Genomic DNA, 22,408 nt, shown 5'->3' with positions numbered 1-22,408 from the left:
GCAAACGCCCGGTCAGGCTGAAGCCTGACCGGGCGCTACCTACTGAGGCACTGCCCACCGCCCTGCGGCGGGGGCTGGCGCCCTGCTCACCCTTAAAGGGTACGAGCAACCTGGACTTTCTCGAAGACTTCGATCTTGTCGCCGACCTTGACGTCGTTGTAGCTCTTCACGCCAATACCGCACTCCATGCCGTTACGCACTTCGGAGGCGTCGTCCTTGAAGCGACGCAGCGACTCCAGTTCGCCTTCGAAGATCACAACGTCTTCGCGCAGTACGCGGATCGGACGGTTGCGGTACACGGTACCCTCGATGACCATACAGCCAGCGATGGCGCCGAACTTCGGCGAACGGAACACGTCACGTACTTCGGCGACACCCAGGATGTTCTCGCGAACATCGCTGCCGAGCATGCCGGTCAGGGCCTTCTTGACGTCTTCGATGATGTCGTAGATCACGTTGTAGTAACGCATATCCAGACCTTCCTGCTCGACGATCTTGCGCGCGCCGGCATCGGCACGCACGTTGAAGCCGAATAGTACTGCATTCGAAGCCAGCGCCAGGTTGGCGTCGCTTTCGGTGATACCACCGACGCCGCCACCGATCACGCGCACCTGAACTTCGTCGTTGCCCAGGCCCGACAGCGAACCCTGCAGTGCTTCCAGGGAACCACGCACGTCGGTCTTGAGGACGATGTTGAGGGTCTTCTTCTCTTCCTGACCCATGGTCTCGAAGATGTTTTCCAGCTTGCCAGCGTGAGCACGGGCCAGCTTGACCTCGCGGTACTTGCCTTGACGGAACAGGGCAACTTCACGAGCCTTCTTCTCGTCGGCAACCACGGACAGCTCGTCACCGGCTTCCGGGGTACCGTCAAGGCCGAGGATTTCGACCGGGATCGACGGGCCGGCTTCCTTCACAGGCTTGCCGTTCTCGTCGAGCATGGCGCGCACGCGGCCATAGTTGGAACCGCACAGGACCATGTCGCCCTGACGCAGGGTACCGTCCTGAACCAGGATGGTCGCCACCGGGCCACGGCCCTTGTCCAGGCGAGATTCGACAACCACACCACGACCTGGAGCGGTCGGGGTAGCGGTCAGTTCCAAGATCTCGGCCTGCAGCAGGACAGCCTCGAGCAGTTCGTCGACGCCGGTACCCATCTTGGCCGAAACCTTGACGAACGGAGTATCACCACCCCAGTCCTCGGAGGTCACGCCTTCGACAGCAAGCTCGTTGCGGATGCGATCGATATCGGCACCCGGCTTGTCGATCTTGTTCACTGCAACCACCAGCGGAACGCCAGCTGCCTTGGCATGCTGAACGGCTTCGCGGGTTTGCGGCATCACGCCGTCGTCCGCTGCCACCACCAGGATGACGATGTCGGTAGCCTTGGCACCACGGGCACGCATTGCGGTGAACGCAGCGTGGCCTGGGGTATCGAGGAAGGTGACCATGCCGCGGTCGGTTTCCACGTGGTAGGCACCGATGTGCTGGGTAATACCACCGGCTTCGCCAGCGGCAACCTTGGCACGACGGATGTAGTCGAGCAGCGAGGTCTTACCGTGGTCAACGTGACCCATGACGGTAACGACCGGCGCACGCGATTCGACTTCACCTTCGAACTTCAGCGATTCGGCCAGGGAGTCTTCCAGGGCGGTATCGCTGACGAGGGTCACTTTGTGGCCCAGTTCTTCGGCGACCAGCTGAGCGGTTTCCTGGTCGAGCACCTGGTTGATGGTGACCGGGGTACCCAGCTTGAACATGAACTTGACCACTTCAGCGGCCTTGACCGACATCTGTTGGGCCAGTTCCGAGACGGTGATGGTCTCGCCGATGGTCACGTCACGGATGACTGGACCGGTCGGGTTCTGGAAGCCGTGCTGGTTGCGCTTCTTCAGCTTGCTCTTGCCACCGCGGCCACGGCGTACGCCATCGCTCTCTTCATCGGTGGTGCGCGGTGCGGCGCGAGGAGTCGGAGCCTTTTCCTTCTCCTTGACCTTGACCTTGATCGACACGCGCGGGGCCTCGCCACGACGCTCGCCACCACGACGGTCTTCGTCACGGGTGCGGCCTTCGTTGCGACGGGCTTCGTCCTTCTTGCGCTCGGCAGCACGGGCTGCGGCGTCTTCGGACGCCGGGGCGTCGGCAACTACCGGGGCCGGGGCAGCGGCAGGTGCCGCCTCTGGCTTGGCGGCAGGCGCAGGGGCTGCAGCAGCGGTTTCGGCGGCCTGACGGCGAGCCTGCTCTTCGTTGCGCTGGCGAACTTCGGCCTCGACCTTGTCGCGAGCGGCGTTTTCAGCCGCGCGGCGCTCTTCCAGCTCACGCTTCTGCTCAGCCTGGATTTCTTCCGGGCTGCGCTGCACGAATACTTTCTTCTTGCGTACTTCTACGCTGATGCTCTTGCTACCGGCGACACGCAGGGTGCTGGTGGTTTTGCGCTGCAAGGTAATCTTGCGCGGCTCTTCCGCCTTGCTCTTGTGGCTGCTCTTCAAATGAGTCAGCAAGGTCTGCTTCTCATTGTCGGTCACTACCTGACCGGCGTCGGTGTGCGGCAGACCTGCCTCACGCATCTGCTGCAGCAGGCGCTCTACCGGTGCCTCGACCTCTTGGGCCAGTTCTTTCACCGTGACTTGCGTCATGCACTTCTCTCCTCAGGCCGCGCCTAATTACTCGAACCAGTGGGCTCGGGCGGCCATGATCAACTTGCCGGCACGCTCTTCGTCGATGCCGTCGATGTCGAGCAGATCGTCGATCGACTGCTCGGCCAGGTCTTCGCGGTTAACCACGCCGCGCACCGCCAGTTCCGCCGCCAGGTCCTTGTCCATACCCTCGAGGGAGAGCAGGTCGTCAGCCGGATGGGCGTCTGCCAGTTTTTCTTCGGTAGCGATGGCCTTGGTCAACAAACGGTCCTTGGCTCGAGCGCGGAGCTCGTTGACGATATCTTCGTCAAAGCCATCGATGTTGAGCATTTCTTCCAACGGTACGTAGGCAATTTCTTCGAGGCTGGTGAAGCCTTCGTCGACCAGCACTTGGGCCAGCTCCTCGTCGACTTCCAGTTCATCGATGAAATTGCGCAGGATGTCACCGGTTTCGGCCTGCTGCTTGGCCTGGATGTCCTTCTCGGTCATCACGTTCAGGGTCCAGCCGGTCAGCTGACTGGCCAGGCGAACGTTCTGACCGCCACGACCAATGGCCTGGGCCAGGTTGTCCTCGGCAACGGCGATGTCCATGGCATGGGCATCTTCATCAACGATGATCGCCGCGACTTCAGCCGGCGACATGGCGTTGATGACGAACTGCGCCGGGTTATCGTCCCACAGGACGATATCCACACGCTCACCACCCAACTCCCCGGATACGGCCTGGACGCGCGAACCACGCATGCCGATACAGGCGCCTTGCGGGTCGATGCGCTTGTCCTTGGAGCGGACGGCGATCTTGGCTCGCGAACCCGGATCACGGGATGCAGCCATGACTTCGATGAGGCCCTCGGCAATTTCCGGCACTTCGATGCGGAAAAGCTCGATCAGCATCTGTGGCGCGGTGCGCGACAAGATCAGCTGTGGGCCACGGTTCTCGGTGCGAATTTCCTTGAGCAGCGCACGCAGGCGCACGCCAACACGGAAGGTCTCGCGCGGAATGATGTCTTCGCGGGCCAGCAGGGCCTCGGCGTTGTTGCCCAGGTCAACGATGACGTTGTCGCGGGTAACCTTTTTGACGGTACCGGAGATGATCTCGCCAACGCGCTCGCGGTAGGCATCGACCACCTGGGCACGCTCGGCCTCACGGACCTTCTGCACGATGACCTGCTTGGCGGTCTGGGCGGCAATACGACCGAATTCGATGGACTCGATCTTCTCTTCGATCACGTCACCAACCTTGGCTTCAGGGTGGGTTTCGTGAATCTTGCTCAACCAGGTCTCGATCGCCGGATCATCAAGATCGGCTTCGTCGACCACGGTCCAGCGACGGAAGGTCTCGTAGCTACCGGTGTGGCGGTTGATTTCCACACGCAGGTCGACTTCGTCTTCAAAACGTTTTTTGGTTGCAGTGGCCAGTGCCACTTCCAGCGCTTCGAAAATGACGCCGGGCGGTACACCTTTTTCGTTGGATACCGATTCAACAACCAGCAGTACTTCTTTGCTCATCGTACGCCTCGCCTTGCGCAAGCCATTGGGCCCGGATAGTCCGCCGGGCCCGGCACGTCTCAGTCAAAACTGGGAATAATATTGGCCTTGTCGATCGAGTCGATCGGCAACAGGAATTCTTGATTGTCCACCTGGACCACCACATCCTGCTCCTCCACACCGCGGAGAAGGCCCTGGAAGTTACGACGACCCTCGAAGGGTGAGCGCAGCTTGATCTTCACTTGTTCGCCGGCATGCGAGGCAAACTGTTCCAGAGTGAACAGTGGGCGATCCATGCCTGGAGAAGACACCTCGAGGGTGTATTCACTGCTGATCGGATCTTCCACATCGAGAATTGCGCTGGCCTGACGGCTGACCGCTTCGCAGTCGTCCACCAGGATGCCGCCTTCCTTGTCGATGTAGATGCGCAGTACCGAATGCTTACCCTGGGAAACGTATTCGATCCCCCAGCATTGATAGCCCAGACCCTCGACAACCGGGGCCAACAAGGCCTGCAACTGTTCTAGCTTGCTCGACACCTGAACCCCCTCGTGCATGCTGTGCAAATAAAAAATGGGCGAAGCGCCCATCCCTGAAAGCGCCGTTGGACAACGACGCCGAAAACTGTTCGGTTAGCAAAAAGCCCCTGAAAAGGGGCTCCGCTGAAGCTGGTTGCGGGGGCTGGATTTGAACCAACGACCTTCGGGTTATGAGCCCGACGAGCTACCAAGCTGCTCCACCCCGCGACAAAGCTGGGGCAAAAGTATAAGACCGAACCCTCTTGAGGGTCAAATCCGAACCTTCACCTGCAAGAAAGCCCGCTAAAGCGGGCTCTCAAGCTTTAATTGGTACCGAGAAGGGGACTCGAACCCCTACACCCTATGGGCACAACCACCTCAAGGTTGCGTGTCTACCAATTCCACCACCTCGGCAATACTACTACTTGAAACCCGTTACTTCTGCTCTTGTGCCGGAGGAGGTACATCACCCGTGTTAGGAGTGGTTTCGCTCTTCTGCTGCTGGAGCACCGGTACATCATCATTAACTGCCGGTTTCTGCGGCTCTTTCACTTCTAGCACTGCTGGATCTGGAAGACCTGCTTGGCTAAGCTGGTGAGCTTGTTGCTTCGCGAAGTATCCTAACCCAAGTGCTGTCAAAAAGAAAGTGGCAGCGAGTATAGCAGTTAATTTACTCAGAAACGTTGCAGAACCCTGGCTCCCGAACACGGTATTTGAAGCACCCGCGCCGAAAGATGCACCTGCTTCCGCACCTTTACCCTGTTGCAACAGAACCAGCACTACAAGCGACAGCGCTGCCAACAGATGAAAAACAACGATGACTGTTTCCAGCATTTGTTCAGTTTCCTGCGGCGCGACAAATTGCACCGAATTCGTCTGCGTTCAGGGAAGCTCCACCAATGAGCCCCCCATCGATATCCGGCATGCCGAACAGTTCGGCCGCATTGGCCGCCTTCACGCTGCCGCCGTAGAGCAACTGCACCTTCGCAGCCACTTCAGCATCTTTTGCCGCCAACTGGCTACGGATGGCTGCGTGCACATCCTGGGCCTGCTGTGGCGTGGCCGTAAGGCCGGTACCGATGGCCCATACAGGCTCATAGGCAATTACTGCATTGGCAAAAGCCTTAACACCGAATGCCTCGATGATACTGCTTAGTTGACGCCCGACAACTTCGAGCGTTTTGCCAGCCTCGCGCTCTTCAAGGGTTTCCCCGATGCAAAGCACTGGCTTCAAACCTTTGGCCTGGGCCGCTGCAAACTTGCGATTGAGCACTTCCTCGGTTTCACCAATGACCTGGCGACGCTCCGAATGACCAATCAACACCAACTTGCAGCCTGCTTCAACCAGCTGTTCCGGAGCAACTTCTCCGGTCAGCGCACCCTGTTCGGGTTGTACTGCAGAATTCTGTGCGCCGACAGTAATTTCCTTACCTGCCAGACCATCGATCACTTGATTGATGAACAAGGCCGGTGGAAATACAACGACTTCCACTCCGCTCGGCAAGGCCAGATTTCTCAAGCCTTCGGTCAGCTCAGCGACGCTAGCGCGGGTACCGTGCATCTTCCAGTTACCAGCTACCATAGGGCGACGCATGCTTTACCTCGTCGGTCAAAGTGGGCGCAGATAGTACCCAACCCTATCTGCGCTGGCAAGCGCCTTCAGACACAAACTTCGCCGACCAGTTTGGCCAACGCTTCTGCGTGCGCACGCACCTGGCTTTCGTCCTCGCCCTCGACCATCACCCGCACCAACGGCTCGGTACCGGATTTTCGCAGCAGCACGCGGCCGCGGCCTGCCAAGGCCTCGGTCACCTTGGCACTGGCTTCCTTGACCGCCGGGTGCTCCAGCGGGTCGACCTTGCTGGCGCCATAGCGCACGTTGATAAGCACCTGCGGGCACTTGCGCAGGGCCTGACGAGCCTGGGCCAGGGTTTCGCCACGGCGCTTGAGTGCCATCAGCACCTGCAGCGCAGCGATGATCGCGTCACCAGTGGTGGTGTGATTGCAGCACACGACGTGACCGGAGTTTTCACCACCGACCAGCCACTCACGCTCCAGCAACTCAGCCATGACGTAACGGTCACCGACCTTGGCCCGCACGAACGGGATATCCAGTTCCTTCAGCGCAAGCTCCAGGCCCAGGTTGCTCATCAGCGTGCCCACCACCCCGCCCTGCAGCTTGCCACGCTCCTGCAGGTCGCGAGCAATGATGAACAGCAGTTCGTCACCATCAACGATGGCGCCGGTGTGGTCGACCATCAGCACGCGGTCGCCATCACCGTCAAAGGCAATGCCCAGGTCGGCATGGCCTACCAGCACTGCTGCCTGAAGCGATTCGATGTGAGTCGAGCCGCAGCCTTCGTTGATGTTAAGGCCGTCTGGCTGGGCATGCAGCACGGTCACTTCGGCACCCAGCTCGCGGAAAACGCTTGGCGCGACCTTGTAGGTGGCACCGTGGGCGCAATCGACAACCAGCTTGAGGCCGTCGAAGCTGGTGCTGGTCGGCACACTGCTCTTGCAGAACTCGATGTAGCGGCCGGCTGCATCGTTGATGCGCGAAACCTTGCCCAGCTTGCCCGACTCGACAACGGTCATCGGCTGATCGAGCAATTCCTCGATCATCAACTCGACTTCGTCCGGTAGCTTGGTCCCTTGGCCCGAGAAGAACTTGATGCCATTGTCATCGTGCGGGTTGTGCGAGGCGCTGATGACGATGCCGGCTTCGGCGTGGAAGGTACGCGTCAGGTAGGCGATGGCCGGCGTAGGCATCGGCCCGAGCAGCATCACATCGGCACCTGCCGCGGACAGGCCGGCTTCGAGTGCGGACTCGAACATGTAGCCGGAGATACGCGTGTCCTTGCCAACCAGAACTCGGCAGTGGCCTTGCTTGCGGAAGGCCATGCCGGCCGCCCAGCCAAGCTTCAGCATGAAGTCAGGCGTGATCGGGTATTCGCCGACGCGGCCACGAATGCCGTCGGTACCAAAGTATTTTCTGCTCATAGGGACTCCAATGTTCTTATTCGGCGTTTTGCACCGCAGCGATCATGCGCACCACATCAACGGTTTCGGCCACGTCATGGACACGAAGGATGCTCGCCCCCTTGGTCATGGCCAACGCCGCCAGCGCAAGGCTGCCATACAACCGCTCGCCAACCGGACGTTCCAGCGTCAGGCCGATCATGCTCTTGCGTGAAACACCCACCAGCAGCGGGCGCCCAAGGCGATAGAGCGCTTCCATGTGCTTGAACAGGCTCAGATTGTGCGACAGTGTCTTGGCGAAACCGAAGCCCGGATCAAGGATGATTCTGTTTGCGTCGATGCCCGCCGCGGCGCAGGCGACCATTCGCTGTTCAAGGTAGCGCGTAACGTCGGCGGTCACATCTTCGTAATGCGGGTCGTCCTGCATGTTACCCGGCTCGCCACGCATGTGCATGAGGCACACCGGCAGGCCGGTATCCGCGGCTGCGTCCAGGGCGCCATCGCGCTCCAGGGCACGCACGTCGTTGATCAACCCTGCACCGAGGCGTGCCGATTCACGCATGACGGCTGGCGTGGAGGTATCGACCGAGATGACCACATCGAGGCGGCTGTTGATCGCCTCGACCATGGGAGCTACCCGCTCCAGCTCCTCGGTCACCGATACCGCGCGCGCACCCGGCCGCGTGGACTCTCCGCCGATGTCGATCAGCGTGGCACCTGCGGCAACCATAGCTTCGGCATGACGCAACGCCTCATCACGCTGGTTGAAGCGCCCGCCATCGGAGAAGGAATCAGGGGTGATATTGAGAATACCCATGACATGGGTACGCGACAAATCAAGAACCCGGTTGCCGCAAGGCAACCGGGTCGGGTACTGCACTGAGCTCATAGATGCCCTTAGTGTTGAGCCGCTGGACCGCCGATCGGCGATTCCGGGCGATCACCCTGGGCAGCTGGTTTGCCCGAAGCCGAGTCATCATCCCAGTCGCGCGGTTCGCGGGGGGTACGGCCAGCCATGATATCGTCAATCTGCTCGGCGTCGATGGTCTCGTACTTCATCAGCGCTTCGGCCATGGCATCGAGCTTGTCACGGTTGTCGGTGAGCAGCTGCTTGGCCGTGGCGTAGCACTGGTCGATGATGCTGCGCACTTCCGAGTCGATCAGCTTGGCGGTTTCGCCGGAAACGCTGGCGTGCTGGCTCGCAGCACTGCGACCCAGGAACACCTCACCTTCTTCCTCGGCGTACATCAGCGGCCCGAGTTTTTCGGAAAGGCCCCACTTGGTCACCATGTTGCGGGCGATCTGGCTGGCACGCATGATGTCGTTGGACGCACCGGTAGTGACGCCGTCGAAGCCCAAGGTCATTTCCTCGGCGATACGGCCGCCGTACAGCGAGCAGATCTGGCTGATCAGTGCGCGCTTGGACAGGCTGTAGCGGTCTTCTTCCGGCAGGAACATGGTCACGCCCAAGGCACGGCCACGCGGAATGATCGAAACCTTGTAGACCGGATCGTGCTCAGGCACCAGGCGACCGACAATGGCGTGGCCAGCCTCGTGGTAGGCAGTGTTCTGCTTTTCTTTCTCGGACATGACCATGGTCTTGCGCTCGGCGCCCATCATGATCTTGTCCTTGGCCAGTTCGAACTCTTTCATTTCGACCAGGCGCTTGTTGGCGCGCGCGGCAAACAGCGAGGCCTCGTTGACCAGGTTGGCCAGGTCCGCACCGGAGAAGCCAGGGGTACCACGGGCAATGACCGCCGGGTTGACGTTCTCGCCGACCGGCACCTTGCGCATGTGTACCTTGAGGATCTGTTCACGACCACGAATGTCCGGCAGGCCCACCACTACCTGACGGTCGAAGCGGCCGGGGCGCAGCAGCGCCGGGTCGAGCACGTCCGGACGGTTGGTAGCGGCGATGACGATGATGCCATCGTTCATCTCGAAGCCGTCCATCTCCACCAGCAACTGGTTGAGGGTTTGCTCACGTTCGTCGTGACCGCCACCCATGCCTGCGCCACGGTGCCGACCAACGGCGTCGATCTCGTCGATGAAGATGATGCACGGGGCGTGTTTCTTGGCCTGTTCGAACATGTCGCGCACACGGCTGGCACCGACACCGACGAACATTTCCACGAAGTCCGAACCGGAAATGGTGAAGAATGGCACCTTCGCTTCGCCGGCGATGGCCTTGGCAAGCAAGGTCTTACCGGTACCGGGCGGGCCGACCATCAGCACGCCGCGCGGGATACGACCGCCCAGGCGCTGGAACTTGCCCGGGTCGCGCAGGAACTCGACCAGCTCGCCGACTTCTTCCTTGGCTTCGTCGCAACCTGCAACGTCGGCCAGGGTGGTCTTGACCTGGTCTTCAGACAACAGGCGCGCCTTGCTCTTGCCGAAGCTCATCGGCCCGCCCTTGCCCCCCGCTCCGCCCTGCATCTGGCGCATGAAGAACATGAACACGGCGATGATCACCAGGATCGGGAAGCTCGCTACCAGCAGCTGTGTCCAGATGCTCTGCTGCTCAGGCTGCTTGCCTTCGATGATGACGTGATTGTCGACCAGGTCGCCAATCAGGCCGTTGTCGGTAATGGCCGGACGCACGGTCTTGAAATTGTCGCCATCGGCGCGCTTGCCGGTGATGATGTAGCCGTCGACGGTCACACGCTCGACCTTGCCATCCTTGACCTGCTGGATGAAGTCGGAATAGTTGAGGGTCTGCGGCTCGTTAGGGCTGGAGAAGTTGTTCATCACTGTCACCAGGACAGCTGCGATGATCAACCACAGGATCAGATTCTTTGCCATGTCGTTCAATTCGCTACCCTCTGAGGTCGGCGCACGACGCAGCCGTTCCTCGCATGATATTCATCGCCCTAACTTACTACATTACCTACGCAGCCGCAGGCACCGTCTGTAACCCTTTGTGAAAGCAAGACTACACGAAGTTCGGACGATCCTGACGCGGCGGCCGATTGGAAATAACTATCGGCGACCACGCTTCACGCCTTTCATGCCCCTTTGAAACCCCTGCCCAGCAGGTACTGCTCGCGGGAACGGTCACGCGACGACGACGGCTTGCGCATCTGTACCTTGTCGAACTTGCTGCGCACGTCCTTGAGGTACACGTCAAAACCTTCGCCCTGGAAAATCTTGATCAGGAAATCGCCGCCGGGCTTTAGCACGCGGGTTGCCAGATCGAGGGCCAGCTCGCAGAGGAACATGGCACGCGGCATGTCCACCGCAGGCGTACCACTCATATTGGGGGCCATGTCGGAAATCACAAGGTCTACGTGCGAATCGCCGACGGCCTCGAGAATGCGCTGCAGCACTTCATCCTGGGTGAAATCGCCCTGGATGAAGGTCACATCGGGGATCGAGTCCATCTCCAGGATGTCGGACGCGATCAGGCGGCCCTGGCCACCAATCAGACGACTGGTCACCTGCGACCAGCCACCAGGAGCAGCGCCGAGATCGATCACGCTCATACCTGGGCGGATCAGCCGGTCCTTTTCCTGGATCTCCAGCAGTTTGTAGCTCGCACGCGAGCGGTAGCCGTCCTTTTGTGCCTGTTTCACAAAAGGATCGTTGAAATGCTCTCGCAGCCAGTTTGCGCTGCTTTTGGAACGTTGTACCACGGGGCACCTCGATGATATGCGTCGTGATTGACTGGGCGGAGCCGGTGGCCCTCGGGTAAAATGCCGGTCAATTTTACAGAATCAGACGGAAAGGGTCAGATTATGCCGCTCAATAACGAGCAGAAGAAGCAATACAAGTCCATTGGTCATGACCTGAAGCCGGTCCTGATCGTCGCTGGCAACGGTTTGAATGAAGGCGTCATCGCCGAACTGGAGCGCGCCTTGGTCGACCATGAGCTGATCAAGGTCGAAATTCGCTCGGAAGACCGCGAAGAGCGCGCCGAGACCATTGCCGAACTGTGCAAGGCCGGCCGTGCCGAACTGGTGCAGACCATCGGCAAGAAAGCGCTGATCTACCGCAAGAACCCACAGCCGAACAAGCAACTGTCCAATATCCACCGTTACAAGTAACGGCAAAGGGGCTGCTGCGCAGCCCATCGCCGGCAAGCCAGCTCCCACAGGTACGGCGCATGGCCTGAATTCGATGCGGTCGGTGTGGGAGCCGGCTTGCCGGCAATGGGCCGCGAACCGGCCCCAGCGATCTCGAGCCGCTTAGCGGCGCACCTTGACCGGAACCGGCTGGGCCACCAGCACGATGCCGGAAAAGCCCAGCACCAGGAAACAGAGCAGCTGCCAACGCTCGCCAACGGAAATACCGTAGCGCAAGGTGTAATACCCCACGCAGGCACCGAAGCCGAGCAGCAGCATCTGGCCGCGGAACTGCCGCCACCAGGCCGACAGGCCGTCCACCCTTGCCAGCACTGCCAGCTGGGTCAACAAGCCAAGCAGCGCCACGCCGATCAACCAGCGGTCGATCTGCCCGGCGACATCCTGCACCAGCAGCGGCGCCAGGCCACTGACCTTGAGCGCGGGCACCAACCCCACGTGAAACACCCACAAGCCGCCGACCCAGAAAACCTGGGCCAGCTGCCAGAGGATCCCCTCGAGGGATGGCGCCCGCAGGCGCCGGTCAGATGTGCTTGACTTCGACAATCTCGTACTCGACCGTGCCGCTAGGCGTCTTGACGACGACAGTATCACCTTCTTCCTTGCCGATGATGGCACGGGCAATCGGCGCTCCGCTCGAGAGCTTGCCCTGTTTCACGTCGGCTTCATCCTCGCCGACGATCTGGTAGGACACCTCTTCATCGGTTTCGGTGTTGGCCAGTACCACGGTGGTACCGAAAATCACCTTGCCGGTGTGAGGGATGGTGGTCACATCGATCACCACCGAGTTCTGCAGGCGACCTTCGATATCGCGGATACGCGCCTCGACCATGCCCTGCTCTTCACGAGCAGCGTGGTACTCGGCATTTTCCTTCAGGTCACCCAGTTCGCGCGCTTCACCAATGGCCTGGCTCAGGCGCGGGCGCTCGGTCTTGCTCAGGAAGAGCAGCTCCTCTTCCAGGGCGCGAGCGCCCTGGACGGTCATCGGGTACTTGGTAATGCTCATGCTTTCAGTCCTGCATGCAGATCCTGCAGGCGGCGAACGGTCTTTTCCGGACCAAATTTCAGCGCCTCGCAGATGGCTTCACCGGCCGCAATGGTGGTGGTGCAGTAAATTTTGTGCTGCAGCGCATTGCGACGAATCGAGTAGGAATCGGCGATCGACTGGCGGCCTTCGGTGGTGTTGATGATCAGCGACACCTCGTCGTTCTTGATCATGTCGACCACGTGCGGGCGACCCTCGGTCACCTTGTTCACGCGGCGCACTTTAAGGCCGGCCGCCTCGATAACCTTGGCGGTGCCGGCAGTGGCGACCACTTCGAAGCCCAGGGCAATCAGGTCGCGGGCAACGCCAGCCACTTGCGGCTTGTCGTCGTCACGCACGCTGATGAATGCGGTACCGCCGGTCGGCAGTACTTCGCTGGCACCCATCTGGGCTTTGGCGAAGGCTTCACCGAAGCTGTCACCGACACCCATGACTTCACCGGTCGATTTCATCTCAGGGCCGAGGATCGGGTCAACCCCCGGGAACTTGGCGAACGGGAAGACGGCTTCCTTGACGCTGTAGAAGTTAGGGATGATTTCCTGGGTGAAGCCCAGCTCTTTCAGGGTTTTGCCGGCCATGACGCGGGCCGCGATCATCGCCAGGGAGGTGCCGATGCACTTGGAGACGAACGGCACGGTACGCGAAGCGCGCGGGTTGACTTCGATGACGTAGATCTTGTCGCCCTGCAGGGCCAGCTGCACGTTCATCAGGCCGACCACGCCCAGTTCCAGGGCCATTTTCTTGACCTGTACGCGGACTTCGTCCTGCACTTCCTTGCTCAGCGAGTAAGGTGGCAGCGAGCACGCCGAGTCACCGGAGTGAACGCCGGCTTGCTCGATGTGCTGCATGATGGCGCCGATCACCACATCGGTGCCGTCGCACACCGCATCCACGTCCATCTCGATGGCGCAGTTGAGGAAGTGGTCGAGCAGTACCGGGCTGTCGTTGGACACCTGCACGGCTTCGCGCAGGTAGCGCTTGAGCTCGTCCAGCTCGTAGACGATTTCCATGGCACGGCCGCCCAGTACGTAGGACGGGCGCACTACCAGCGGATAGCCGATGCCGCCAGCAGCGCTGATGGCTTCTTCTTCGCTGCGTACGGTGGCGTTTGGCGGCTGCAGCAGGTTCAGGCGCTGAACCATCTGCTGGAAGCGCTCGCGGTCTTCAGCGCGGTCGATGGCATCCGGGCTGGTACCGATAATCGGTACGCCGGCTTCTTCCAGGGCGCGGGCCAGTTTCAGCGGGGTCTGGCCACCGTAGTGGACGATCACGCCTTTCGGCTTCTCGACACGGCACACTTCCAGCACGTCCTCCAGGGTCAGCGGCTCGAAGTACAGGCGGTCGGATGTGTCGTAGTCGGTGGAGACGGTTTCCGGGTTGCAGTTGACCATGATGGTCTCGTAACCGTCTTCACGCAGCGCCAGTGCGGCGTGTACGCAGCAGTAGTCGAACTCGATACCCTGGCCGATACGGTTAGGGCCGCCACCCAGGATCATGATCTTGTCGCGGGTCGACGGGTTGGCCTCGCACTCTTCCTCATAGGTGGAGTACAGGTAGGCGGTGTCGGTAGCGAATTCGGCAGCGCAGGTGTCGACGCGCTTGTACACCGGGAACACTTCCAGCTTGTGGCGGTGACGGCGCAGGTTCTTGTCGGTGATACCCAACAGCTTGGCCAGGCGCTGGTCAGAGAAGCCCTTGCGCTTGAGGCGCAGCATGTAGTCCTTGTCGATCGACGACAGGGCCAGGGTCTTGACCTTCTCTTCTTCCTTGATCAGGTCTTCCATCTGCACCAGGAACCACATGTCGATGCCGGTCAGGTCGAAGATCTGCTCGCAGGTCATGCCGGCACGCATGGCGTCAGCCACGTACCAGATACGCTCGGCGCCCGGTACGGTCAGCTCGCGCTTGAGGATGCTGCTGGCTTCGGGGTTGGCCAGGTCGACTTTCGGGTCGAGGCCGCAGGCGCCGACTTCCAGGCCGCGCAGAGCTTTCTGCAGAGACTCCTGGAAGGTACGGCCGATGGCCATGACTTCACCCACGGACTTCATCTGGGTGGTCAGGCGGGCGTCGGCTTTCGGGAATTTCTCGAAGGCGAAGCGCGGCAGCTTGGTGACGACGTAGTCGATCGACGGCTCGAAGGACGCCGGGGTGCGGCCGCCGGTGATGTCGTTCTGCAGTTCGTCGAGGGTGTAGCCGACAGCCAGCTTGGCAGCGATCTTGGCGATCGGGAAGCCAGTGGCCTTGGAGGCCAGCGCCGAGGAACGCGAAACGCGCGGGTTCATCTCGATCACGACCATGCGGCCTGTGTTCGGGCAGATACCGAACTGCACGTTGGAACCGCCGGTTTCAACACCGATTTCACGCAGCACCGCCAGGGAGGCGTTGCGCATGATCTGGTATTCCTTGTCAGTCAGGGTCTGTGCCGGGGCGACAGTGATCGAGTCACCGGTGTGCACGCCCATCGGATCGAAGTTCTCGATCGAGCAGACGATGATGCAGTTGTCCTTCTTGTCGCGGACCACCTCCATCTCGTATTCCTTCCAGCCGATCAGCGATTCGTCGATCAGCAGTTCCTTGGTCGGCGACAGGTCCAGGCCACGGGCGCAGATTTCTTCGAATTCTTCACGGTTGTAGGCGATACCACCACCGGTGCCGCCCATGGTGAACGATGGACGGATGATGCACGGGAAGCCCAGGCGCTCGAGGACGGCGTTGGCTTCTTCCATGCTGTGGGCGATACCGGAGCGCGGGCACTCCAGGCCGATGTCTTTCATGGCCTTGTCGAAGCGCGAGCGGTCTTCGGCCTTGTCGATGGTGTCGGCATTGGCACCGATCATTTCCACGCCGAACTTTTCCAGAACGCCGTGGCGCTCCAGGTCCAGGGCGCAGTTCAGTGCAGTCTGGCCACCCATGGTCGGCAGCAGTGCGTCCGGGCGCTCTTTCTCGATGATCTTGGCCACCGACTGCCACTTGATCGGCTCGATGTAGGTGGCGTCGGCCATGGCCGGGTCGGTCATGATGGTGGCTGGGTTGGAGTTCACCAGGATGACGCGGAAACCTTCCTCGCGCAGGGCTTTACAGGCCTGGGCGCCGGAGTAGTCGAATTCGCAGGCCTGGCCGATCACGATCGGGCCAGCGCCGAGAATCAGGATGCTTTTGATATCTGTACGTTTTGGCATGGTTGTCACTCAAATCCGGGGTCAGTCGGCAAGCCGCTTTGAACAATCTGGGTCAGGCGCTTCCGGGCGCGGCGCAAGCCGGCCCGGGGCCTTGAAGCAGGATGCTCAGCGGCGCTTGGCCATGGCATCGATGAAACGATCGAACAGTGGCGCGACGTCGGTCGGGCCTGGGCTCGCTTCAGGGTGGCCCTGGAAGCTGAACGCGCTCTTGTCGGTACGCTCGATACCCTGCAGGGTGCCGTCGAACAGCGACTTGTGGATGGCGCGGACGTTGCCCGGCAGGGTGGCCTCGTCAACGGCAAAGCCGTGGTTCTGGCTGGTGATCATGACCACACCGGTGTCCAGATCCTGGACCGGGTGGTTGGCACCGTGGTGGCCATGACCCATTTTCACGGTCTTGGCGCCAGAAGCCAGGGCCAGCAGCTGGTGGCCCAGGCAGATACCGAATACCGGGATCTCGGTCTCGAGGATTTCCTTGATCGCCTGGATGGCGTAGTCGCAAGGCTCGGGGTCACCAGGGCCGTTGGACAGGAACACGCCGTCCGGGTTGAGTGCCAGCACTTCGCTGGCCGGAGTCTGGGCCGGCACCACGGTCACGCGGCAGCCACGGGCAACCAGCATGCGCAGGATGTTCAGCTTGACGCCGTAGTCGAAGGCGACCACGTGGTAAGGCAGGTCAGCGGCTTCGATGGTCGGGTGGCTGTCGGTCTTCAGTTCCCACACGCTGGAGCGCCACTCGTAGCGTTCCTTGGTGGAAACGACCTTGGCCAGGTCCATGCCCTTCAGACCCGGGAAAGCGCGGGCAGCGGCGATGGCGGCTTCTTCGCTGATGTTGTCACCGGCGAGGATGCAACCGTTCTGAGCGCCCTTTTCACGCAGGATTCGGGTCAGGCGACGGGTGTCGATGCCGGCGATGGCGACGACGTTGTTGGCCTTGAGGTACTCAGGCAGCGACTGGGTGTTACGCCAGTTGCTGGCCAGCAGCGGCAGGTCACGAATGACCAGGCCAGCGGACCAGACGCGGTTCGACTCGGCGTCTTCCGGGGTAGTACCGGTATTGCCGATGTGCGGGTAGGTCAGGGTAACGATTTGCTGCGCATAGGAAGGGTCTGTAAGGATTTCCTGGTAGCCGGTCATAGCGGTGTTGAATACCACCTCACCAACGGTCTGACCGTCGGCACCGATAGCTTCACCGCGGAAAATACTGCCGTCGGCAAGGGCGAGTATGGCTGGCTTTGTCAAGAAGACCTCCCGTAAATCAAGCATGAAAGGGCGATCGCAGGTTGCAAAAAAGCGGAGTGACGTATGGACACGTCACCCCGCTTTCATGTGCTGAATTCAATTCGCTGCGCGCTTTTAGTGGACACACTAAAGCTGTAGCTTACAGAAAAGTGCGTTTTCGGTCTACCGCGGATGTGCCTCTAAAACACATCAATGCGACAGGCTGACATCGGCGCCGGCTTCTTCGCGGGTAAACCCGCTCCCACAGGTACAGCGTTGCCCTCAGGCATGGCGCTATCCCTGTGGGAGCGGGCAAGCCCGCGAAGAAGCCAACACCACTCCAACTGCTTAACGCAGCTCGAGCACATCCTGCATGTCATACAGGCCAGGCACACGCCCGTCCAGCCACAGCGCCGCACGCACGGCGCCCTTGGCGAAGGTCATGCGACTGGAAGCCTTGTGGGTAATCTCGACGCGCTCGCCTTCAGCAGCGAACAGCACGGTATGGTCACCCACCACATCACCGGCACGCACGGTGGCAAAGCCGATGGTCTTACGGTCACGTGCACCGGTCTGCCCTTCACGGCCATACACGGCCACTTCCTGCAGGTTGCGACCCAGTGCCTGGGCAACCACTTCACCCATGCGCAGTGCGGTGCCCGACGGCGCATCGACCTTGTGCCGGTGGTGCGCTTCGAGGATTTCGATATCCACATCGTCACCCAGCACGCGCGCTGCGGTATCCAGCAGCTTCAGGCACAGGTTGACGCCGACGCTGAAGTTGGCGGCGAAGACGATCGGGATTTCCTTGCCGGCTTCGGCCAACTGCTGCTTCTCTTCTGGGGTGAAGCCAGTGGTGCCGATGACCATGGCCTTGCCCGCCTTGCGGCAGAACGCCAGGTTCTTCAGGGTTACCGAAGGGTGGGTGAAGTCGATCAGCACGTCGAACTCATCGACCACCTTGCTCAGGTCGTCGGAAATCGGCACACCAATACGGCCCAAGGCCGCCAGCTCACCAGCATCAGCCCCTACCAGCGAGCTGTCCGGGCGGTCGATCGCCGCCGTCAGGCCCGCCTGGGGAGCCTGCTGCTGCACGGCTTCGACGAGGGTCTTGCCCATCCGCCCTGCCGCGCCCATCACTGCAATACGTCGCATAGCCATTTCCTTGTCAGAGATCGCCGAAGAAGCGCTTCACGCCATCGAACCAGCCACTGGCCTTGGGCGAGTGGGAGCTATCGCCTTCCAGCGAATCACGCAGCTCTTCGAGCAACTCGCGCTGGCGGCGGCTGAGGTTGACCGGGGTTTCCACCGCCACGCGGCACAGCAGGTCACCCGCACCACCACCGCGCACCGGGGCAACACCCTTGCCGCGCAGGCGGAACTGCTTGCCGGTCTGGGTACCTTCCGGAATCTTCAGCTTCACCCGACCATCGAGGGTTGGCACTTCCAGCTCGCCACCCAGGGCGGCATCGGTGTAGCTGATCGGCACTTCGCAGTACAGGTGCTTGCCATCACGCTGGAAGATCTCGTGCTCACGCACGTTGATCACCACATACAGGTCGCCAGTCGGGCCTCCATGGGTACCGGCCTCGCCCTCGCCCGACAGGCGGATGCGGTCGCCGGTATCGACACCTGCCGGCACCTTGACCGACAGCGTCTTGTATTCCTCGACACGGCCTTCGCCGTGGCACGAGGTGCATGGATCGGTAATGATCTTGCCCTGGCCATGGCAGCGCGGGCAGGTCTGCTGTACCGAGAAGAAGCCTTGCTGCATGCGCACCTGGCCGATACCGCCACAAGTCGGACAGGTAGACGGGGTCGAGCCCTTCTTGGCACCGGAGCCGTCGCACGGCTGGCAGTTGACCAGCGTGGGCACACGGATGCTGACCGTGGTGCCACGTACCGCTTCTTCCAGGTTCAGTTCCAGTGTGTAGCGCAGGTCACTGCCGCGCTGGGCACCACCACGCGAGCCGCCGCGGCCACCCCCGAAGAAGTCGCTGAACACATCGCCGAAGATGTCGGAGAAGTTGGCACCACCGAAACCTGCGCCACCACCACCCATGCTCGGGTCCACACCCGCATGACCGTACTGGTCGAACGCAGCACGCTTGCTGGCGTCAGACAGCACTTCGTAGGCCTCGTTGGCCTCCTTGAACTTGTCTTCCGACTCTTTGTCGCCTGGGTTGCGGTCCGGATGGTACTTCATCGCCAGGCGACGGTAAGCCTTCTTGAGGTCTGATTCGCTGGCGCCGCGCTCGACACCCAATACCTCATAATAATCACGCTTGGACATAGGTCATTTGCACCTTGTTGGGCGTCTGGCATCTACGCCGCGCCATCAGCACCCGCCCTTTGCCCACCAGGGCCACCGACAGATGCTGTAAAAATTCTCGAATTCCAGATACGCCAACGCGGGAGCAAGCCCCCGCGCGGCGACATCCTACCAGCTCACCACCAAACGGCGGTGAACCGGCCGACAACATGCAGGGATTACTGCTTGTTGTTGTCTTTCACTTCTTCGAACTCAGCGTCAACCACGTCATCGTGCTTGGCTTCCGGCTCGGCCTGCTGTGCGCCGCCCTGTGGCTGTTCGGCCGACTGCTCGGCGTACATCTTCTGGGCAACCGGTGCCGATACCTTGGACAGCTCTTCGACCTTGGCGTCGATGGCAGCCTTGTCGTCGCCTTTGACAGCGGCTTCCAGGGCAACAACGGCAGCCTCGATGGCGGTTTTCTCTTCAGCGGTAACCTTGTCACCAGCGTCAGCGACCATCTTGCGGGTCGAGTGAACCAGCGCATCACCCTGGTTACGGGCAGCGGCCAACTCTTCGAACTTGCGGTCTTCCTCGGCGTTGGCCTCGGCGTCACGCACCATGCGCTCGATCTCTTCGTCCGACAGGCCGGAGTTGGCCTTGATCACGATCGACTGCGACTTGCCGGTAGCCTTGTCCTTGGCACTGACGTGCAGGATGCCGTTGGCGTCGATGTCGAAGGTTACTTCGATCTGCGGAACGCCACGTGGAGCCGGCGGAATGTCAGCCAGGTCGAACTTGCCCAGCGACTTGTTCTGTGCAGCCTGCTTGCGCTCACCCTGCAGCACGTGAATGGTCACGGCACCCTGGTTGTCGTCGGCAGTCGAGAACACCTGCGACTTCTTGGTCGGGATGGTGGTGTTCTTCTCGATCAGCGAAGTCATCACGCCACCCATGGTTTCGATACCAAGGGTCAGCGGGCTGACGTCCAGCAGCAGTACGTCTTTGACGTCACCAGCCAGCACCGCGCCCTGGATGGCAGCACCCATGGCCACGGCTTCGTCCGGGTTGACGTCCTTGCGCGCTTCTTTACCGAAGAAGTCGGCAACGGCTTTCTGCACCAGCGGCATACGGGTCTGGCCACCGACCAGGATCACGTCGTCGATCTTGCTTGCATCGATACCGGCGTCCTTCAGGGCGATACGGCAAGGCTCGATGGTACGGGCAACCAGGTCTTCGACCAGCGATTCCAGCTTGGCGCGGGAAATCTTCACGTTCAGGTGCTTCGGACCGGTAGCGTCTGCAGTGATGTAAGGCAGGTTTACGTCGGTCGACTGAGCGGAGGACAGTTCGATCTTGGCCTTTTCAGCGGCTTCTTTCAGACGCTGCAGTGCCAGCGGATCGTTCTTCAGGTCCATGCCGGACTCTTTCTTGAACTCGTCGACGAGGTAGTCGATCAGGCGCATGTCGAAGTCTTCGCCACCCAGGAAGGTGTCGCCGTTGGTAGCCAGTACTTCGAACTGGTGCTCACCGTCGACTTCGGCAATCTCGATGACCGAAACGTCGAAGGTACCACCACCCAGGTCATAAACGATGACGGTGTGGTCGCCCTTGGCCTTGTCCATGCCGTAAGCCAGTGCAGCGGCAGTCGGCTCGTTGATGATGCGTTTTACATCCAGACCAGCGATGCGACCGGCATCCTTGGTGGCCTGACGCTGACTGTCATTGAAGTAGGCCGGAACGGTGATGACCGCTTCGGTAACTGGCTCGCCGAGGTAGTCTTCGGCGGTTTTCTTCATTTTCTTCAGGACTTCGGCGCTGATCTGCGGCGGAGCCATGTCCTTGCCACTGGCCTGTACCCAGGCGTCGCCATTGCTGGCCTTGACGATCTTGTAAGGCACCAGCTTGATGTCTTTCTGTACAACATCTTCTTCGAAGCGGCGGCCGATCAGGCGCTTCACTGCGAACAGAGTGTTGTGCGGGTTGGTGACCGCCTGACGCTTGGCCGACTGACCAACCAGGATTTCGCCGTCATTGGCGTAGGCCACGATCGAAGGGGTGGTACGCGCACCTTCGGCGTTTTCGATGACCTTGACGTTACCGTTTTCCAGAACAGAGACGCACGAGTTGGTGGTCCCCAGGTCGATACCGATGATTTTACCCATGTTAACTCTCCCGAAACTTGAATTTGGTAGCAGCGACTACTTTGGCCAACTGCGGTAATACTTGAAGGCTTGACACCTAGATGGGGATGCCCGGATGGATTTCAAGCCTTTTCATTGATCGAGGGTTGCGCCGCGCTTGGCGCCTTGCTGACCACCACCATGGCGGGGCGCAGCAGACGACCGTTGAGCAGATAGCCCTTCTGGAACACGTTCAGCACGCTGTTCGGCTCCACTTCGGCGTTTTCCTGCATGGCCATGGCCTGGTGGTGCTCTGGGTTGAACGGCTGGCCGTGCGGGTCGACTGCTTCGAGGTTGTAGCGCTTGAGAGTGTCCTGGAACATCTTCAGGGTCAGCTCGACACCCTCGCGGATCTGCTTGACATGCTCATCGTCGGCACTGGAGTGCGCCAGGGCCAGTTCCAGGCTGTCGATCACCGGCAGCAGGTCGCCCGAGAACTTCTCGAGGGCAAACTTGTGGGCTTTCTCGACATCCTGCTCGGCACGACGACGAGCGTTCTGCACGTCGGCAACGGCGCGCAGCGCCTGGTCCTTGGCGGCGGCCAGCTGCTCCTCGAGTTCCAGGACGCGGGCATCGGCAGCATTACCTGCACCGGTCTCTTCGACGTTAAGGTCTTTCTCGTTCAGCTGTTCGTCAGCCATGGGGTCTCTCCTGCGCAATTTTGTGGACTGCGAGCCAGGCTCGCCTTTGATGTCGGCTATATGGGGCCGGAAAAACCAGCTTCAAGGGGCAAGGTCGTTTTCCCGGCTGCAACAGAATCTGCCAAGGGGCATTGGCAGGCCTGAAAAAAGTACTGTATAAATAACCAGACCTGACTTTCGGGAGCCGCCCC

18 protein-coding genes and 2 tRNA genes are annotated in these 22,408 nt (G+C 60.8%); 1 reads left to right on the top strand and 19 read right to left on the bottom strand.

Annotated features, from left to right (window positions below):
• Positions 1-92: 92 nt before the first annotated feature.
• From infB to rlmE, 11 genes are all read right to left on the bottom strand, one after another.
• Positions 93-2,633 (bottom strand): translation initiation factor IF-2, encoded by a 2,541-nt coding sequence (gene infB, locus IMX18_RS01010; protein WP_015271856.1) that lies wholly within the window; start codon positions 2,631-2,633, stop codon positions 93-95.
• 27 nt (positions 2,634-2,660) lie between these two features.
• Complete coding sequence (gene nusA / locus IMX18_RS01005; RefSeq protein ID WP_003258062.1) at positions 2,661-4,142, bottom strand: transcription termination factor NusA; 1,482 nt, start codon at positions 4,140-4,142, stop codon at positions 2,661-2,663.
• Positions 4,143-4,201: 59 nt separating this feature from the next.
• Positions 4,202-4,660 carry a ribosome maturation factor RimP gene (gene rimP / locus IMX18_RS01000; protein WP_003249960.1) on the bottom strand — a complete coding sequence of 153 codons (459 nt, stop codon included), beginning with the start codon at positions 4,658-4,660 and terminating at the stop codon, positions 4,202-4,204.
• A gap of 130 nt (positions 4,661-4,790) precedes the next feature.
• Positions 4,791-4,867 (bottom strand) — tRNA-Met (locus IMX18_RS00995).
• A gap of 100 nt (positions 4,868-4,967) precedes the next feature.
• Positions 4,968-5,053: transfer RNA gene (locus tag IMX18_RS00990), tRNA-Leu, on the bottom strand.
• A gap of 21 nt (positions 5,054-5,074) precedes the next feature.
• Positions 5,075-5,473 carry a preprotein translocase subunit SecG gene (secG, locus tag IMX18_RS00985; RefSeq protein WP_015271857.1) on the bottom strand — a complete coding sequence of 133 codons (399 nt, stop codon included), beginning with the start codon at positions 5,471-5,473 and terminating at the stop codon, positions 5,075-5,077.
• A gap of 4 nt (positions 5,474-5,477) precedes the next feature.
• Entirely contained in the window at positions 5,478-6,233 is a 756-nt protein-coding gene (gene tpiA, locus IMX18_RS00980) for a triose-phosphate isomerase (RefSeq protein WP_217189965.1), read from the bottom strand.
• A 65-nt stretch (positions 6,234-6,298) separates the two neighbouring features.
• Positions 6,299-7,639 (bottom strand): phosphoglucosamine mutase, encoded by a 1,341-nt coding sequence (glmM, locus tag IMX18_RS00975; protein WP_061551381.1) that lies wholly within the window; start codon positions 7,637-7,639, stop codon positions 6,299-6,301.
• A gap of 16 nt (positions 7,640-7,655) precedes the next feature.
• Positions 7,656-8,507, bottom strand: a complete 852-nt coding sequence (gene folP / locus IMX18_RS00970; protein WP_015271860.1) for a dihydropteroate synthase — start codon at positions 8,505-8,507, stop codon at positions 7,656-7,658.
• Positions 8,508-8,515: 8 nt separating this feature from the next.
• Entirely contained in the window at positions 8,516-10,420 is a 1,905-nt protein-coding gene (ftsH, locus tag IMX18_RS00965) for an ATP-dependent zinc metalloprotease FtsH (protein WP_015271861.1), read from the bottom strand.
• A 203-nt stretch (positions 10,421-10,623) separates the two neighbouring features.
• Positions 10,624-11,250 carry a 23S rRNA (uridine(2552)-2'-O)-methyltransferase RlmE gene (gene rlmE, locus IMX18_RS00960; RefSeq protein ID WP_015271862.1) on the bottom strand — a complete coding sequence of 209 codons (627 nt, stop codon included), beginning with the start codon at positions 11,248-11,250 and terminating at the stop codon, positions 10,624-10,626.
• A 102-nt stretch (positions 11,251-11,352) separates the two neighbouring features.
• Between rlmE and yhbY the strand changes: the two genes are divergently transcribed.
• Positions 11,353-11,661 (top strand): ribosome assembly RNA-binding protein YhbY, encoded by a 309-nt coding sequence (gene yhbY, locus IMX18_RS00955; RefSeq protein WP_003249945.1) that lies wholly within the window; start codon positions 11,353-11,355, stop codon positions 11,659-11,661.
• Positions 11,662-11,802: 141 nt separating this feature from the next.
• Here yhbY and IMX18_RS00950 read toward each other — a convergent pair whose 3' ends face one another.
• The 8 genes from IMX18_RS00950 to grpE all read right to left on the bottom strand — a co-directional run bounded on the left by IMX18_RS00950 (position 11,803) and on the right by grpE (position 22,217).
• Positions 11,803-12,243, bottom strand: a complete 441-nt coding sequence (locus IMX18_RS00950) for a hypothetical protein (RefSeq protein ID WP_052261053.1) — start codon at positions 12,241-12,243, stop codon at positions 11,803-11,805.
• Complete coding sequence (gene greA / locus IMX18_RS00945; protein ID WP_170976259.1) at positions 12,221-12,703, bottom strand: transcription elongation factor GreA; 483 nt, start codon at positions 12,701-12,703, stop codon at positions 12,221-12,223. Before greA ends, IMX18_RS00950 begins: the two co-directional genes overlap by 23 nt.
• Positions 12,700-15,921: a carbamoyl-phosphate synthase large subunit gene (carB, locus tag IMX18_RS00940; protein WP_015271865.1), complete on the bottom strand. Its 3,222-nt coding sequence runs from the start codon at positions 15,919-15,921 to the stop codon at positions 12,700-12,702. The genes greA and carB overlap by 4 nt, the downstream gene beginning before the upstream one ends.
• Positions 15,922-16,026: 105 nt before the next feature.
• The gene (gene carA / locus IMX18_RS00935) at positions 16,027-17,163 is read right to left on the bottom strand and encodes a glutamine-hydrolyzing carbamoyl-phosphate synthase small subunit (protein ID WP_013974294.1); all 1,137 of its coding nucleotides are present in this window, start codon (positions 17,161-17,163) and stop codon (positions 16,027-16,029) included.
• Between the two features lie 327 nt (positions 17,164-17,490).
• Positions 17,491-18,297: a 4-hydroxy-tetrahydrodipicolinate reductase gene (dapB, locus tag IMX18_RS00930; protein WP_061303584.1), complete on the bottom strand. Its 807-nt coding sequence runs from the start codon at positions 18,295-18,297 to the stop codon at positions 17,491-17,493.
• 13 nt (positions 18,298-18,310) lie between these two features.
• Positions 18,311-19,435: a molecular chaperone DnaJ gene (gene dnaJ / locus IMX18_RS00925; RefSeq protein ID WP_013974296.1), complete on the bottom strand. Its 1,125-nt coding sequence runs from the start codon at positions 19,433-19,435 to the stop codon at positions 18,311-18,313.
• A gap of 197 nt (positions 19,436-19,632) precedes the next feature.
• Positions 19,633-21,558 (bottom strand): molecular chaperone DnaK, encoded by a 1,926-nt coding sequence (dnaK, locus tag IMX18_RS00920; RefSeq protein ID WP_025340708.1) that lies wholly within the window; start codon positions 21,556-21,558, stop codon positions 19,633-19,635.
• A gap of 101 nt (positions 21,559-21,659) precedes the next feature.
• On the bottom strand, positions 21,660-22,217 hold the full coding sequence (gene grpE / locus IMX18_RS00915; protein WP_003258073.1) for a nucleotide exchange factor GrpE: 558 nt from the start codon (positions 22,215-22,217) through the stop codon (positions 21,660-21,662).
• Positions 22,218-22,408 lie beyond the last annotated feature (191 nt).

It is taken from the genome of Pseudomonas shirazica, assembly GCF_015168335.1.
In the GTDB taxonomy this organism is placed as follows: Bacteria; Pseudomonadota; Gammaproteobacteria; order Pseudomonadales; family Pseudomonadaceae; genus Aquipseudomonas; species Aquipseudomonas asiatica.
This window is presented reverse-complemented; position numbering and strand designations above follow the sequence as displayed.